At 60.8% G+C, this 15,757-nt stretch carries 12 protein-coding genes and 1 pseudogene; 3 read left to right on the top strand and 10 right to left on the bottom strand.

Going from position 1 to position 15,757, the window contains the following annotated elements; all coding sequences use genetic code 11:
* Nucleotides 1-90: 90 nt before the first annotated feature.
* Nucleotides 91-321, top strand: a complete 231-nt coding sequence (locus ACL0K2_RS07885; protein WP_025242763.1) for a hypothetical protein — start codon at nt 91-93, stop codon at nt 319-321.
* 56 nt (nt 322-377) lie between these two features.
* On the opposite strand, the gene ACL0K2_RS07880 is transcribed toward ACL0K2_RS07885, so the two are convergent.
* The 8 genes and pseudogenes from ACL0K2_RS07880 to ACL0K2_RS07845 all read right to left on the bottom strand — a co-directional run bounded on the left by ACL0K2_RS07880 (nt 378) and on the right by ACL0K2_RS07845 (nt 11,806).
* Nucleotides 378-3,428, bottom strand: a complete 3,051-nt coding sequence (locus ACL0K2_RS07880) for a multidrug efflux RND transporter permease subunit (RefSeq protein ID WP_413044178.1) — start codon at nt 3,426-3,428, stop codon at nt 378-380.
* A gap of 28 nt (nt 3,429-3,456) precedes the next feature.
* Complete coding sequence (locus tag ACL0K2_RS07875) at nt 3,457-4,611, bottom strand: efflux RND transporter periplasmic adaptor subunit (protein WP_413044177.1); 1,155 nt, start codon at nt 4,609-4,611, stop codon at nt 3,457-3,459.
* 302 nt (nt 4,612-4,913) lie between these two features.
* Nucleotides 4,914-5,618, bottom strand: a complete 705-nt coding sequence (locus tag ACL0K2_RS07870) for a methyl-accepting chemotaxis protein (protein ID WP_413044451.1) — start codon at nt 5,616-5,618, stop codon at nt 4,914-4,916.
* 228 nt (nt 5,619-5,846) lie between these two features.
* Nucleotides 5,847-5,957: pseudogene (locus ACL0K2_RS07865) on the bottom strand (hypothetical protein); the annotation flags it as partial.
* A 704-nt stretch (nt 5,958-6,661) separates the two neighbouring features.
* Nucleotides 6,662-7,756: a DUF1513 domain-containing protein gene (locus tag ACL0K2_RS07860; RefSeq protein ID WP_413044176.1), complete on the bottom strand. Its 1,095-nt coding sequence runs from the start codon at nt 7,754-7,756 to the stop codon at nt 6,662-6,664.
* A 2-nt stretch (nt 7,757-7,758) separates the two neighbouring features.
* The gene (locus tag ACL0K2_RS07855) at nt 7,759-8,832 is read right to left on the bottom strand and encodes an imelysin family protein (protein WP_239611466.1); all 1,074 of its coding nucleotides are present in this window, start codon (nt 8,830-8,832) and stop codon (nt 7,759-7,761) included.
* A 42-nt stretch (nt 8,833-8,874) separates the two neighbouring features.
* Entirely contained in the window at nt 8,875-10,290 is a 1,416-nt protein-coding gene (locus tag ACL0K2_RS07850; protein ID WP_413044175.1) for a di-heme oxidoredictase family protein, read from the bottom strand.
* A 172-nt stretch (nt 10,291-10,462) separates the two neighbouring features.
* Nucleotides 10,463-11,806, bottom strand: a complete 1,344-nt coding sequence (locus ACL0K2_RS07845) for an imelysin family protein (protein ID WP_413044174.1) — start codon at nt 11,804-11,806, stop codon at nt 10,463-10,465.
* A 184-nt stretch (nt 11,807-11,990) separates the two neighbouring features.
* Between ACL0K2_RS07845 and ACL0K2_RS07840 the strand changes: the two genes are divergently transcribed.
* On the top strand, nt 11,991-12,563 hold the full coding sequence (locus tag ACL0K2_RS07840; protein ID WP_045163309.1) for a LemA family protein: 573 nt from the start codon (nt 11,991-11,993) through the stop codon (nt 12,561-12,563).
* 14 nt (nt 12,564-12,577) lie between these two features.
* Nucleotides 12,578-13,450, top strand: coding sequence for a GIDE domain-containing protein (locus ACL0K2_RS07835; RefSeq protein WP_413044173.1), 873 nt, complete (start codon nt 12,578-12,580; stop codon nt 13,448-13,450).
* Nucleotides 13,451-13,495: 45 nt separating this feature from the next.
* On the opposite strand, the gene ACL0K2_RS07830 is transcribed toward ACL0K2_RS07835, so the two are convergent.
* Nucleotides 13,496-14,899 (bottom strand): diguanylate cyclase domain-containing protein, encoded by a 1,404-nt coding sequence (locus ACL0K2_RS07830; protein ID WP_413044172.1) that lies wholly within the window; start codon nt 14,897-14,899, stop codon nt 13,496-13,498.
* A 124-nt stretch (nt 14,900-15,023) separates the two neighbouring features.
* Nucleotides 15,024-15,707 carry a spermidine synthase gene (locus ACL0K2_RS07825; protein WP_045163307.1) on the bottom strand — a complete coding sequence of 228 codons (684 nt, stop codon included), beginning with the start codon at nt 15,705-15,707 and terminating at the stop codon, nt 15,024-15,026.
* Nucleotides 15,708-15,757: the final 50 nt, after the last annotated feature.

Raw genomic sequence — 15,757 nt, 5'->3', positions numbered from 1 at the left:
AAAATTGACCATTTATCATTTTCTTCAACGCACAGCTCGATTGTGGACTATGGTGAGCATTCGAATCACCTAATAACAAAGGCTTGCGCGATGAAGCTTGAATTTGCACGAGGATTGTTTCTAGCCGGCTCACTGGGTGTCGCCTCCCTGTGTGCCGCCGCATGGAGCGAACCGGACGCCAGGGTAGTGGCGCGTAGCGAAGTCAGTGATCACTGCCCGATTCCGCGCATGGCCCAAACCTCGATTTGGGAAGCGCGTCCCGATAAGGATCTATTGTTATTCATGTACGGCATGTCGCAAAGCTTGGTGGGCCGAGGCTAGCCGCGCCTGATACAAGCCATCCGCCCGGCGCGAGCGGATGGGATATCCGATTTGCCTCAGGCTGCTGTTTGAGCTGCCGTCGTGGCGCGCTCGGGGCTTGCCAGCATCGTATAAACGGCAGGCAGGACGAACAGCGTGAACACCGTGCCGACCGTCATGCCGGTTGCGATTACCATTCCGATATCGAAGCGACTGACCGCGCCCGCACCGCTGGCTAGAATCAATGGCACCATGCCGAATACCGTCGCCGCCGTCGTCATCAATACCGGGCGCAAGCGGATCGCCGCCGCTTCTTCCACGGCCTCGCGACGGCTCAATCCGCGTTCCTGGCGCAGCTGGTTGGCGAACTCGACGATCATGATGCCGTGCTTGCTGATCAGACCGATCAGCGTCACCAGCCCGACCTGGGTGTAGATGTTCATACTCGACAGGCCCAGGAACAATGGCACCAGCGCGCCACAGATGGACAGCGGTACGGTGACAAGAATCACCAGCGGATCGCGGAAGCTCTCGAACTGCGCCGCCAGCACCAGGAAGATGACAGCCAGGGCGAGGGCGAAGGTCGTGTACAGGGCGGTACCTTCTTGGATGTACTGGCGCGATGCGCCGGCATAGTCGAACGTGAAGCCCTGTGGTGCTTCTTCTTGAGCGATGCTGCGCAGCGTGTCGATGGCTTCGCCCATGCTGACGATCGGGAAGCCCTGAATCGTCGCCGCGTTGAGTTGTTGGAACTGTGCCAACTGGGTCGGCCGTGCGCGGTCGTGAACCGTGATCAGGGTGGACAGCGGTAACATCTCGTCCCGGTCGTTTTTCACGTAGTAATTGCTCAACCAGCCCGGGTTATCCCTATAGGCCTGTTCGACCTGGGCGATCACCTTGTAGCTGCGGCCCTCGATGGTGAAACGATTGATCTCGCTTTCGCCGAGCAGGGTGGCCAGGGTCATGCCGAGGTCTTCCATCGTCACGCCCATCTGTGCAGCTTTTTCACGGTCGATATCGACGACGATCTCTGGCTTGTCGAACGCCAGATCGATATCGAGAAAAGCGAACTTGCCGGACGCCTCGGCTTTTTCCTTGATACGCTCGGCGACCTGCAGCAGGGATTCGTAGTCGTTAGCCGTGTTGATCACGAATTGGAACGGCAGCCCCTCGCCGGTGCCAGGCAGGGAGGGCAGGTTGAAGCCGAAGACTTGCAGCCCGGGGATCTGATCGATCTTTGCCTGGACCAGCGGAAGTACTTCCATCTGGGTTCGTTCCCGTTCGTCCCAAGGCGTCATCAGGAACCCGCCAATGCCGCTCTGCACGCCGTTGAAGCCGTTGATCTGGAACCAGGAGTAGTACTCTGGGAACGACTTGAAAATCTCCAGGAACTGATCGGTATAGGTGTTCAGGTAATTGAGGTTGGCCGTTTGCGGCGAGCTGGCCATCATGAAGATGATGCCCTGGTCTTCTTCAGGTGCCAGTTCGCTTTCGGTGAACTTGAGCAGTACCGGAATCAGCCCGAGCACGATCAGGGCGAAAACCAGCACCACCGGACGCGTGTTCAGCGTGCCATGCAGCGCGCGCTGGTAGCGCACTTTCAATCGATCGAAGACCAGATCCAGGCGGTGTGCCAGGCCCGTCGGGTTTTCTTCATGACGTAGCAAGCGCGAGCACATCATCGGCGACAGCGTCAGTGCGACCACGCCGGATATCAACACTGCACCGGCCAATGTCAGCGCGAATTCTTGGAATAGCGCACCGGTCAGACCCTGCAGAAAGCCGATCGGCGCGTAGACGGCTGCCAGGGTAATGGTCATCGTGACCACTGGCATGGCGATCTCACGTGCTCCATCAATGGCCGCCTGGAACGGCGTTTTGCCTTCCTCGATGTGTCGATGGATGTTTTCCACCACCACGATCGCATCGTCCACCACCAGCCCGATTGCCAGCACCATGGCCAGCAGCGTCAGCAGATTGATCGAGTAGCCCATGGCTTGCATGAAGAACATTACGCCGATCATTGAAAGCGGAATGGTGACCACCGGAATCAGCACCGAGCGCAGCGATCCCAGAAACAGGAACACCACAGCGATCACGATGACCACTGCTTCGGCGAGCGTTTTCACTACTTCGTCAATGGAGGCCTGGATGAAGCGTGTCGCATCATAGGCGATGGTGACTTTCAAGCTTGGCGGCAGTTGCGATTCGATCTCCGGCATGATCGCGCGCACTTCCCTGATGACGTCCAGCGGGTTTGCGCTGGGGGTCCCCTTGACACCGATGTAGACCGAGGGAATGCCATCGAAAGAGCTGATTGCGTTGTAACTTTCGGCGCCCATCTCCACCCGCGCCACGTCGCCGAGCAGCACGCGGCTATCGCCCTGGGTCTTCAACGGTATGGCGGCGAAGGCCTCAGGCGTTTTCAGTTCCGTGTCAGCGTTGATGCTGGTGACAACGTATTGCCCCTTCACCTCACCGGCGGCAGCTAGAAAGTTGTACTTGCGCACCGCCTCGTTCACATCGCTTGCGGAGAGGCCGTAGGCGGCGAGTTTCACCGGATCCAGCCAGAGGCGCATGGCGAACACCTGATTACCAAGGATCTCCGCTTCAGCCATCCCGGGCAGGGTAGCCAACTTCGGCTGGATGACCCGAGACAGGTAATCGGTGATCTGCGGATTGGTCAGCTGTTCGCTATAGAAGCTGATGTACATGAGCGCCGTGGAATCGGCGGCCTGCTTGTTCAGAACCGGGTCCTCGGCATCTTGCGGCAACTGGTTCTTCACCGAGTTGGCCTGGCTCAACAGCTCGGTGTAGAGCCGGTCGGTATCGGCTCCGATCCGCGCGTAAACCGAGATGACCGAGAGGTTCTGCTGGCTCACCGAAGTCATGTAATCCACGCCTTCGGCGCTGGCCAGACTCTGTTGCAGGGGCTGGGTGATATAGCCCTGGATGGTTTCGGCGTTGGCCCCGGGGTAGGCGGTGGTCACCGTGATCAGCGCGCTCTCCATCTGCGGATACTGGCGAATCACCAGGCTGTTGAACGCCTGAAAGCCGAGCAGCACGATCAACAGGCTGATCACGCTGGCCAGCACCGGACGGCGAATGAATGGATCGGTAAAAGCCATGACGATCTATGTCCCTGTAGTCGACGCCTCAGTGAGCGTCGGACCCGCTGTTCGGCTTGAGTTCGAGCGTGCGCTTCTTGGCGATCGCGACGTGGGCACCGGTATCCAGTTTGAGCTGGCCGGCGACAACCACCTGCTCACCAGCCTCGAGCCCTTCGAGGATCACCACACGGCCGTCGCGACGCTCCCCGGTCTCGACAAAGCGCCGTTCCACCACCAGATAGGGTTCGCTGCGCTCGGGCGCTTCGGTGCCTTCCTCGGGCTCGGGCGCCTGACCTTCCTTCACCACCAACACCGAGTTGCCATATAGCGTGTAGGTGATCGCGGTTTCCGGCACGACGACTTGGGGTTCTTCGCTGGGCAATAGCACCTGCAGATCGGCGAACATGCCGGGCAGCAGACGCTCGCCGGGGTTGGCCAACTCCGCGCGGACCTGCACGTTGCGGGTGGTGGTTTCCACCTTGGGATTCAGAGCGACGATCTTGCCCTCGAAACGCTCACCGGGAAACGCGGCTACCTGAACCCGCACGGATTGGCCGATGGCAAGCAAGGGAACCTGCTGTTCGGCCAGGTAGAAGTCGACGAATAGAGTCGACAGATCCTGCAGCGTGGCGATCGGTGTGCCGGCAGCAACGAAGTCACCGACATCCACCTGACGGATCCCGATCGTTCCGGAGAAGGGCGCAAGAATGCGTTTTTTCGCCAGGCTGGCCTTCAACTGTGCAACGGTGGCCGCTGCCTTCTGCGACTCGGCATTCAGCCGGTCGAACTCGCTGCGTGAGATGGCCTGGCGATCAATCAAACTGCGTGCGCGCTGAAATTCCACTTTCGCTAGATGCAGGTCGGCTTCGGCGGCAGCCAGGCTTGCCTGCTCGATTTCACTGTCGAGCAGAACGATCGGTTGGCCCTTGCTCACCTTTTCACCTGAGCGGAACTGTACGTCACTGATGGTGCCGGCAATCTCTACCGACAGATCAATGCCCTGAGATGCGGTGAGTGTACCGATCGCCGGGATCCGGCTCTGCCAGGGCTGACGGCTGGACTCGACGACCTCGACATCGATTGGCGGCTTCGGTGCATTGAATTGCTGGATTTGCGAGTAGATCGAATTGAACTTCAGGGCAGCGAGGATCAGTACGACGACGATCACCGCGCCAAGCATGAGCAGCATGCGGCGCAACATTTTCCATATTCCTTGGAGAGATGAGCCGGCTGACTACTGCCAATTAATGAGGCAGCCGTTCGAGTACACACAAGTGACCGATTGCCGGCCTGACCGGGGTATCGATCTAAGGTAGTTCCGGCAATGCGCCGGGAAACAGCGAAAGTAGCCTCGAATAAGACGCGTGTAAAGGGATAGGTAGTGAAGTCCGCAGCACGCTGTAACAAGGTGTGGAATTGGCGAGGTAGAGCCCCTGAAGGACAAGGGCGAGAATCATGCAACGACCCCTGCCTAAGAAGCCGTTGCGTCGATTGCGAGCTGCGTCAGCCCGCGAGGCGGTGCGTCACTTCGCTGAGCTGGGCCGATAGGCTGTGCAGGTTCTGGCTGGCCTTTTCGGTGCGCTCGACATTGTCCTGGTTGGTCGTGGCGATGGCCGTTATCTCGGTCAGGTTCCGCGAAATGTCCTCCGCCACGGAGGTTTGTTCCTCGGCGGCGGTGGCGATCTGTCGGTTCATGTCGCGGATCGCTTCGACTTCACGAGTGATGCGCTGGAGCATCGAACCGGCTTCCGTCACCTGTTCGACGCCTTCGTCGCTGCGGTTCTGACCGCTTTCGATCGCACGCACCGCGTCCACTGCACCGGTTTGCACCGTGTCGATAATCTGATGAATTTCGGCAGTCGAATCAGCGGTGCGTCTGGCCAGCGTGCGAACCTCATCGGCAACCACGGCGAACCCGCGGCCAGCATCGCCAGCACGGGCGGCCTCGATGGCTGCGTTCAGGGCTAGCAGGTTGGTTTGATCCGCGATGCCTCGAATGACGTCCAGTACCTTGCCAATGCGCCCGCTGTCGGCCTCGAGGCGTCGGATGACTTCGGCGGTGTTAACGATCTCGCCGCGCATGTGGGCGATTGTCTGGATGGTCGAACGCATCATGTTCTCGCCCTGCTGCGCCGAATGATCGGCTGCATCCGCTGCGTGTGCGGCCTCGGCTGCGTGGCGTGCAACCTCCTGTGCGGTAGCCGACATTTCGTGCATGGCGGTGGCCACCTGGTCCGTGCGCGAGAATTGCTCGCGTGTGCCTTGGCCCATCAGCGTGGCGATGGCGTTCAACTCGCCACTTGCATTATCCAGGTCCGAGGTGCTGCGTTGCAGGCGGGTAAAGGTATCGGCGAGGAAGTCGCGGAGCACGTTCGCCGCGACGGCCAGACGCCCTAGTTCGTCGGTACGGGACGCATCGACGCGCTCGCCGAAGTTACCCTGGCTGAGCTTGGCGATATGGTCGATCAGATGGCGAATAGGGGCGATCAGGTTGCGATTGACCAGCCACAGGCTGAGCAGACTGATCAGCGCACCAGCGGCAAGCATGATCAGCGAGCCGGTGATGATCGCTCGTTCGGCGTCACGGCTGATTTCTTCCGAGCTGCGCTGCGCAGCGTCACGCAGATGAGCGACCAGTTCGCTGAGCTGTTCACTGGTGGCGCGGTCGATACCTTTGACCGCGGCGTCACCAGCGATTGGGTCGGCGTCCGCGGCCAGGAACGCTTCGCGGCCGCTGCGATAGGCTGCGCCCAGCTTTCGATGTTCATCGCGCAATCCCTGGATCTGGCTCGCCAGCGTTTGGTCATGCTGGCTCGCCTGCATGAGTGTATCGAGCAGCGTTTGGACCTTGCGTTCCTGTTCTTCGAAGCTCTGCCAGTACTTGCTCAGGTGCTCGGGTGACTTGCCGCGCAGCAGCACGTTCTTCCATTCCTGGACTTGGATCTTGAATTCAAGGTTGGCTTCATTGATAAGGCGCGAGGTTTCGATCGGACCTTTGAGCAACCTTTGGAAGGCAGAGATATCCTCGGAGAGGAACGAAAAGCTGGCCAGAGCGATGACCAAGGTCATCAACAAGCTGCCGCCAATCAGCGCCAGCAGCTGAGCACGCAGGGAGTTTTTCAGGAGCATCGTGAGCGTCTCGCATCGTATGGAAAGCACTTGCGACGAGCGCAAGGGGCGTCGGGCGGCTATCGGAGTAACCGCTCGGGTCGGCCAATCTTTCGGCGCGCCGCTTCGATACTTGAATGCTTTCAGACCAGGCGCAGGTGGTTATCCCATAACCCCGCGGGCAGTTGCAGCGCGGTGCTGACGAAGCGCTTTGCGCTGCAGTCGACCAACCGGCAACGGCCTTGCCCGGAGCTCACCACGAATCCTTGCGCGACGGCCGCGACCCCGGCGCAATCCGGCAGGTGGATTTCCTCGCGCAGTGCGGCGCTGTCCAGGTCCCAAAAGAACACCTTGTTGCCGCGCGGTGCCGTTACGGCCAGCAGACGCAGGTCGTCGTGAATTGCCAGACTGGCGGTGTATTGGTTCATCGTCTGGCGCTGCGCTTCTCCCAGCGGGAAGGCCTGGAAGGCTTGGCCGGGGCGTTTGATCGCCAGCAGTGGGACCGAATCCATGGGGTCGCCTTCGTACTGCTGCCCGGAAACCACCGTGCCATCGGCCGCAACCGCCAGATGGCGCACACTGTTCATCTGCTCAGGCAGTTGCTCCTTGCTGATCAGCGTGCCATCGCGACGCAGCAGTACCAGGCTCGGTTCCATCGCTTCGAGGTTCATCATCTTGCGACTGTCGGCTTCGGTGCGTATGCCGCCGTTGGCGATTACCAGCGTCTCGCCGTCCGGCATCCAGAGCAACTGATGCGGGCCTATGCCATGGGTCGTATGCTCGCCGGTGCGAACCAGCCGGCGTTCTTCTACACGATAAATGCCGAGCACGCCGCGGCCGGCGTCGGTCGTGTCGTTCTCAGTGGTATAGAACCAATCGCCGCTGGAATGGAACACACCGTGGCCGTAGAAATGTCGATCGGAAGGCGAGGCCAGCACCTGCAGCAGCGTCCCGTCACGGCTGTCGATCAGATAGCTCTCACGGCTGGGCCGGCGCCCGACGAATACCGCCAGAGGCAGGTGCGGGTGGGCGTAGACGTCATGGCAGCGCTCGTTGACCGGGGTGACGAACGCTCGAGTGCCGTCGAGCCGATAGCCGACTGCATAGTGGCGGCCGTCGGCATCGTCGCGCGCGGAGAGCAGCAGCGGTTGCTCGGTGTACTGTGTGAGTGTCCAACCGCCGACAGCGGAGGCTGCAACCAGGGCGCTGCCCAGACCGAGGAAGGCGCGGCGTCTCATGGTCAGTCTCCGTCGTGGGCGTTGAAGCCGATCTGTACGCCAAGCGCTCGGGCCAGTTCGTTCTGGTGCAGGCGATGCAGGGTGTCGATGTCCTGGTACAACTCGTTCAGTCGCTCGCGTCCGGCGTCGTCGGCAACCAGCTCGCTGAACGGCAGCATGATGTCGGCCAGTTGCTTACGGGTTGTGGCGTAGGCGACGTCTATACGCTTGATCAGATCCGCTTGTTCGGCTGGGACCAGATGCTTAAGGCCATTATCGTCGCCGCCTTGCCATAGTCGTTGCGCGCCGGCGAGGGCCGCATCGATACTTCCGAGCGTGGCATCGCTGCGCCAGGCCTCGGCCTGGAAAGGTTGTGGGAAGCCCTTGCTCTGACGGCCCAGCGGCGCGCCCAACTTCTTCTTCAAGCCATCCAGCGCCGTGACCTGCACGCGCAGCAGATCGGCGATCGCTTCCTGCGATTCGCTGTAGCGCTCGTTGGGAAACTCGCTTAGTTGAGCGGCCATGCCGTTTTCGCCTTCCCACTCCTGGAGGGTGTCGGCGGCGAGTTGCTGCTGGTGCTCGCCAATCGCTTCCAGCAATCGGCAGTAACGCGTTTTGGTCTGGCTGTCGTTCAGGTCGACCGCCTTGTCGTAGAGCACGTATTCGTATGCCGAAAGGCCCTGCAGGACGACACTGCCGTTCTCCAGGTCGGCCTGCGTCAGCTCGGGTTTGTTTTTCAGCAGGGCGGTGATCTGCCGCCCAACCAGGTTCTTCTTGTCGGGCCAGAACTGCACCTGCCAGGCGCGGTTACCTTCGCCCATTGGCCCGATCAGCATCGGTTGCAGACCTGCCCAGGCGAACTGGGCCTTCAGGAAGGCTTCGCGCGCACTCTCCAATTCCTCGTTACCGGCGCAGAAGGCGATGCTACTGGCGGCCATGCGCCGGTTGGTTTCGGCCCACTGGGTGTAGCTAGGAAGCAAAACGTCCGCGGCCAGGGTTTTGCTGGTCTCGGCAAATGGATCGGATGGCGCGCAGGCACTGAGCAGCAGGCCCAGTGCGGTGGCGGTGAACCCTGAAAGATAACGGTTGGCGTACATGTTGCTCCTCGGCAAGGCCGGACAGCTCTGGCTGGTCCGACGCTAGAGTGATTCGAGAAAAGCCAGCAGGGCGCTGCGCTCGTCTTCGTCGAAGTCGAGCACCGACTGCTTGGCCTGTTCTGCTTCGCCGCCGTGCCAGAGTACGGCTTCGAGCAGATTGCGGGCGCGTCCGTCATGTAGGAACTGGGTGTGCCCGCTAATCGTTTCGGTCAGACCGATGCCCCACAGCGGCGGCGTTCGCCATTCGCTGCCGCCGGCTTCGAACTCGGGACGGTGGTCGGCAAGCCCTTCGCCCATGTCATGCAGCAGCAGATCGGTGTAGGGGCGGATCGTTTGGTTCGCTAGCTCGGGCTCGGCGGCATCGCCGGTGGTGAACTGCGGAACATGGCAACTCTGGCAACCGGCTCGGTGGAACAGCGTCTTGCCTGCCAGTACCTGGGGATCGTCGACGTTGCGCCGCGCTGGTACGCCGAGATTGCGAGTGTAGAACAAGACCAATCCGAGAATGTGATCGCTGACTTCGAGCTCGCCGCCATCGGGCATCGCCAGACAGTCCAGCTGCCTATCGGTGCAGCTGCTGCCCGTGAAGAGACTGGTCGTCAGGCCCATGTCATTGAAGAAAGCGTCGGCGTTCTGCTGATTCAGGTTCGGTTGTCCGGCCTTCCAGCCGAAGCGGCCCATCACCGTCTTGCGCGTGACCTGGTCGAAGACCCGGTTGGGCCGACCGGAGATACCATCGCCATCGCGGTCGTCCGGATCGGCGTGGGCCAGCAGCGCGGACTCGGGAATGGCTTCCAGCAATCCGAGACCGATCATGGCCGGTGCCACACGGACGGAGAATTGAGTGTGGGGATGCATCGGGCCGTAACCCAGCTCGACGATTTCCAGCTGTGGGATTCTCAGCTCGACCTCGAAACCGTCGGAGAAACGTTCATACCGGGTGTCATAGCTCAGCCGGACCTTGCCTTCGGGCGCCACACCGGGGATTGCCATGTCCTGCAGCTGACCACCATAGGTGGGTTCTGGTGCGATGCCCCGTTGCGCGACGACTTCGGTGTGTTCAGCGCTGGCAGGAATCGACAGCCGTACCAGCATCGACACGGCATTGCCGCGCTCGGTTTCTGCCGGGCGGCCGCGGCCATCCTTGATATGGCAGTTCTGGCAGGCGTTGGTGTTCATCAACGGGCCGAGCCCGTCGCGAGCGGTGGTTGATGACGGGGCGATTACCCAGGGATTGCGGAAAAAGCTGTTGCCGACGCTGAAATCCAGGCGGCGTAGCGGGCTCAGATTGGCCGAGGGCAGCGAAAAAGCGTTCTGATCGAACTTCATCACCGTGGCGCTACCCGCGGAAAGAGCCTCCCCAGGCTCTGCTTGTGTAAAACGCGGTGTCTGCTCTTCGCAACCGATCAGGCCAAAGGCCAGCAGCAATGCGACGGCAGCACGAAAAAGCGGGTGCATCGGTGATACCAGGGTTGTGACAGGGCAGCAATCTTAGCAGGCTAATAGAGCCTGAATAAGAGCAATTTGCATTTGCCGGTTTCTCGTGTGGCCAAATGAACGCTGGTCGCGTTCGCCGGAAGCAGGGAAGAGGGCGACAGCGCGCCGCCCTCTATATTTCACGAGCGCCGGATCAGAACTGATGATCAGCCGTGTCCGGGTTGAGGTCGCTGATGCCCAGTGCGGCAGCGGCTTTCTCGATGGATGCGGTCTGTTGCACCAGCGCAGCGATCGCGGCCCGTACCTTTTCCTGGCCTTCTTTATTGTCGGGCGCGATCAGTTGATCGAAGGCTTCGCCGCCTTCGGCGCTGGTGACCAGCACTTGCAGTTTGGCTTCAGTGGTTTCCAGATCGGACTTCAGCGTAGTGTCGGTCTGCGGATCGACGCCTTCGACCAGCGATGCCAGGCTCGCACCGCTGAGTGTGGTGCCGTCCACGCGCTTATATTCACCGAGGTAGACGTTACGGATGCCCTTGGCGTTATAAAAGTGCGAGTTATGCGTGTTGTCGCTGAAGCAATCGTGCTCGTCTTCCGGCGAGTTGGCTTCCAGCGCGACCTTCATGCGTTCGCCGGCCAGTTCGCCGAGCGACAGGCTGCCCATGCCGAAGAACATCTTGCGCAGACCATTTTCCGCGGACTCGCTTTCCAGACTGGCGCGGTAGTTGTCAGCGACGCCGGCTCGCCACTCGCCGACCATCTCTTCGAGATCGCTGACTACCAGTTGGGTTACGGCTTTGAGGTAGGCGCGGCGGCGATCGCAGTTACCACCGGTGCAGCCGTCACCCTCGATGAAATCGCTGACGGGGCGTTGACCCGCGCCGGCCCCGGTGCCATTCAGATCTTGGCCCCAGAGCAGAAATTCAATGGCGTGGTAGCCCGTAGCGACGTTGGCTTCGGCCCCGGCCAGTTCGTTCAGGCTGGCAAGCTTCTCGCCAGTGATTTCGCTGACGTCGATCTTGTCTTCACCAACTTGCAGTTCCTTGTTGGCGATGATGTTGGCGGTAGCGCCCGGATTGCCAAGGGCGTGTTGATAGTCGCCTTGGACGTAGTCGATCATGCCTTCGTCCAGCGGCCACGCGTTGAGCTGGCCTTCCCACTCATCCACTACCGGATTGCCGAAGCGGAACACTTCGCTCTGCATGTACGGCACGCGGGCCGCCAGCCAGGCGTCCTTGGCAGCCTGCAGGGTTTCCTCGGTCGGATTGGCGAGCAGGGCGTTTACCGCATCCTGCAATTTCACGGCAGTGCTATGTGCATCGCTGAAGACGGCATGCGCGATATCTGCGTAATGCTTGACTACTGCCTGCGCAGCCTCGTCGTTCAGGGTCTCTTTTGCTGGTGCGCTCGTGGCCGGTTCACTTTGAGTGGCCTGCGGAGCGGCAGGCTGTTCGGCGGGCGCCTTGTCTTCGCCGCAACCAGCGAGTGAAATAGCGACAGCCAACAGGCTGGCGGTGGCCCAGACGGGGGTGCGTAGCATGGCGGGTTCCTTTGCTTGCAGAGGGTATTTGCGAATGTCGATAGCGAGTACCAGACGATCCGATGCGGGTCATAATGCGAAAGATTTGCATTTTGTGCAAAGGAATTGCGTGGAACAGATCGCGCTTCGCTGAATGCGGTGCCGTTAGAATGCCATCCCGATAGTTGGATTCTGGAGAAGCCCGATGAGCCTGAGCGCTGTGGTTGCATTGGTTGTGCTGTTTCTTGTCGCTGCCTATGCGGTGGTTCTCTACAACGGTCTGGTGCGCCTCAAGCACGGCGTCAGCAAGGCCTGGTCTAACATCGACGTACTGCTTCGCCAGCGCCACGAGGAACTGCCGAAACTGGTCGAGACCTGCAAGCAATACATGCAGCACGAGCGCATTACCTTGGAGCAGGTCGTCACTGCGCGCAATGCCGTGGCCAATGCGCGCGAACAGGGTGATGTCGGTGCCTTAGGACAGGCTGAAACCGGGCTGCGCGCCGGTCTGGGGCGGCTGTTCGCATTGGCCGAGAATTATCCCGAGCTGCGTGCCAGCGAGAGCTTTCGGCATCTGCAGCAGCGCATCAGTGGATTGGAGAGCGGCATCGCCGATCGCCGAGAGCTGTATAACGAATCGGTCAACCTGAACAACGTACGCATCGAGCAGTTTCCCGATGTGTTGCTGGCGCGCGCCTTCGGCTTCCGAGAGGCCGAATTGCTGCAGTTCAGCGAGGCGGAGAAGGCCGATGTCGACCTCAAACCCCTGTTCGGCTGAGCGGGGTCGGGCCGATGCTGTTCATTGGTGTGGCAATCGGCATGTGCCTGATGGGTGGCTGGCTATGGGTCAGTCGCTGGTCGAAGCTGCGCCATCTGCTGGACACACCTACCTCGAAGATTCGCTCGGCAGCGCAGGGCTACGTCGAACTTACCGGGGTGCTGCGAGACTTGCCTGACGTGCCGTCCTTGCAGGCGCCACTAACGGCCAAACCCTGTCTCTGGTGGCGCTACCGTATCGAGGAATATCGCGCCAGTGGCAAGCGCAGCAGTTGGCGGATCGTCGAGCAGGGCAGCAGCGAGAGCCTGTTGCGTTTGTGCGATACGACCGGGGACTGCTTGATTGATCCGCGCGGCGCCGAAGTGCTGCCGGCACGACGCGATAGATGGACTGGTGATCGGCGTCATCCCAGGGGACTGCCGATTCGCGGTGTGCTCGATTGGCTGACCGGTAGCCGCCAATATCGCTACACCGAGGAGCGACTCCACGCCGATGAGCCGCTTTATGCGATCGGCGATTTCCGCACCGAAGGCGGCGGCCGGCAAGGGCTCGACCTTCATACCGCCCAAGGGCAAGTAGTGCGGGAATGGAAAGAAAACTATGCCGGGCTGCTGCAGCGCTTCGATAACAATCGTGACGGCCAACTCGATCAGGCTGAGTGGGGCCGTGTGCGTCTCGCGGCGGGCCTCGAAGCAGAACGACGTCATCGTCTTGCCAGCACGCAGCGGGCTCAGCACCGCCTCGTGCGCCCCAATGAGCCTTTGCCGTTCGTGTTATCGAGCCACGGTGAGGAGGTTCTCGCGCGGCGCTATCGCTGGCATGCCGCGGGCGGCGCTGCGTTATGCCTTTTGGGTGCGGTGATGCTGGCGTCCCGGTTGGGCGGATGAGCCGTTGAAGCGCAACGGATGCCCCCAGGCCTGGAGAAAGACGTCTTACGCGTCTTTCTTCCTGACAGTCGGATCGATCGATGCATCGTCTTGCTTTGCAGGCTGCGGGGTCTTGTCGTGTATCGTCGGGCCTAGCTTCTCCTGATACATGGCCTCGTCGGCATGCTTGAGCAACGAGGCTTCATCGGCGCCGTCCTCCGGGAAATAGGCCACGCCGATACTTGGTTGAGCCACCAGGCTCAGGCCCGCAAGCTCCACAGGTGCTTGCATGGCGCTCCGGATGTTGTCGACGACCACCATCGCATCGGCTCTTGATGGGCTGTTCTCCAGCAGTACGACGAACTCGTCACCGCCCATCCGCGCAACCGTATCCACTTCCCGGGTGTGCTGCGCTAGCCGCCTGGCGAAGGCTTGCAAAAGTAGATCGCCGACGCTGTGACCGTGATGGTCGTTGACCTGCTTGAACCGGTTCAGATCCAGATAAAGCAGCGAAAACGGCTGACCGTTGCGACGTGCACGTGCCAGTGCGGTTTTCAGCCGGTCGAACAGGAAGGCGCGATTGGGTAAACCGGTGAGCTCATCGTACTGAGCCATCCTCTCCAGGCGGGCATGCAGCTGTTTACGTTCGATGGCCGTGGCGACCTGATTGGCGACGAATTGCAACAGCTCCCGGTCCTGCTCGCGATACGTCGCGTTCTGCGCCGCATCGCTGAGCAAGAGGGCGCCGAGACTGCCCTGGCGCGTCGATAACGGCGCAGCCAGCCAGCAGAACCGGTTCGTGTCGGCGGCCGTCTTGAGATTGCTACAAACCTGGTCATTCTGGGCGGTCAGCAGCAGGGCCTGTCCGGTACGTGTTACCTCCGTGCAGAGCGCCGCGGCCGACTCGAAAGGGAGCTGCGTCGGATCGCCATTGGTTTTGTGATAAGGAAAAATCGGCGAGCCTGTGCCCAATGTGTTCAAGGCTACGAAAAAATTGGGTGCCGGGATGAGACTTCCGATGATCAGATGAATCTGCTCGAACAGGGCGGCGAGATCGGCGGTGTTGTGGGCCGCCTCGGATATGGCGTACACCGCCGCTTGCAGCGATTCGAAATGCTTGCGCTGGGTAATGTCACGCGCAACGCCGACGCGCAGCTGGTCGTCCTCGGACCAGCGGGCCGACCACATGATATCCACCCGCTGACCATCCTTGCGGATATAGCGGTTCTCGAAATGCAGGCTGAGCTGGCCTGACATCACTTGCTTGGCCGCTTCCAGAGTGCGCTCACGGTCTTCGGGGGCCACCATGTCTATCATCGCGCGACCGATCATTTCGTCCTGCGTATACCCGAAGATGCGTTCGCACGCAGCGCTGACGTAGACGAAGTGCCCAGTGGCATCAACGACGCAGACGGCGTCGAGCATAAGATCAAGAACGGTAGCCAGGGAGGGGGGATTCTCTGTCGTCATCGCGCGTACTGCTAATCTGCCGACCACGATGGAGCGGGTCAGTCGGGTCTGAGTGTAGCGGAGGCGATCCACAGCTGCTCACAAGTTTGATGGCTATAGGCTATCAATCGTTGCCCGTCCGATATCAGCTTCGTTTGTCGGCGATCCAAATGGTGTGGCGGGTGCCACGGTTACCGTGGGCAAACACTTGGACCTCCTCGGCCTTGAACCCCGACTGGGCCAGGCGCTGAGAAAACGCGCGGTCGGCGCTGGCCGACCATACGGCGAGCACGCCCTTGGAGCGCAGTGCCCGGGCGCAGGTTTCGAGTCCGGCTGATGAATACAGCCAGCTGTTGCCCTTGCGGGTCAGCCCTTCAGGTCCGTTGTCCACATCGAGCATGATCGCGTCGAAGCCCTGCGGCTCGTCCCGTAGGATGGCGGCGACATCGCCCAAGCGTATGCGGGTTCGTGGGTCGTTGATCGGCATGCCAGACTTTTCGCCCAGAGGGCCGCGATTCCATTCGATCACTCCGGGTACCAGTTCAGCGACATGAACCTCGGCGTCGTTGCCTAGATGCTTGAGCGCCGATGCCAGGGTAAAGCCCATGCCCAGCCCGCCGATCAGCACGCGAGGTTGGGTGCGCTGGGCGATTCTTTTGCAGGGAATCTCCGCCAAGGCATCTTCGGAGCCGTGCATGCGGGTGTTCATCAGTTGATTGCCGTTGCCGCCCTGGATCTTGATGACAAAATCATCACCGTAGCTAAACAGGCAAAGTGCACCAAGGTCGTCAGGGATGTCTGCGGTGTCGATCAATTCAAAACGCTTCATGCGCGTCGCTCATGGGTAGGCAGAAGAGGAGAGGGCCGTGCTACGAGCAC

It is taken from the genome of Pseudomonas sp. YJ42, assembly GCF_047225135.1.
Lineage (GTDB): Bacteria > Pseudomonadota > Gammaproteobacteria > Pseudomonadales > Pseudomonadaceae > Stutzerimonas > Stutzerimonas stutzeri_E.
This window is presented reverse-complemented; position numbering and strand designations above follow the sequence as displayed.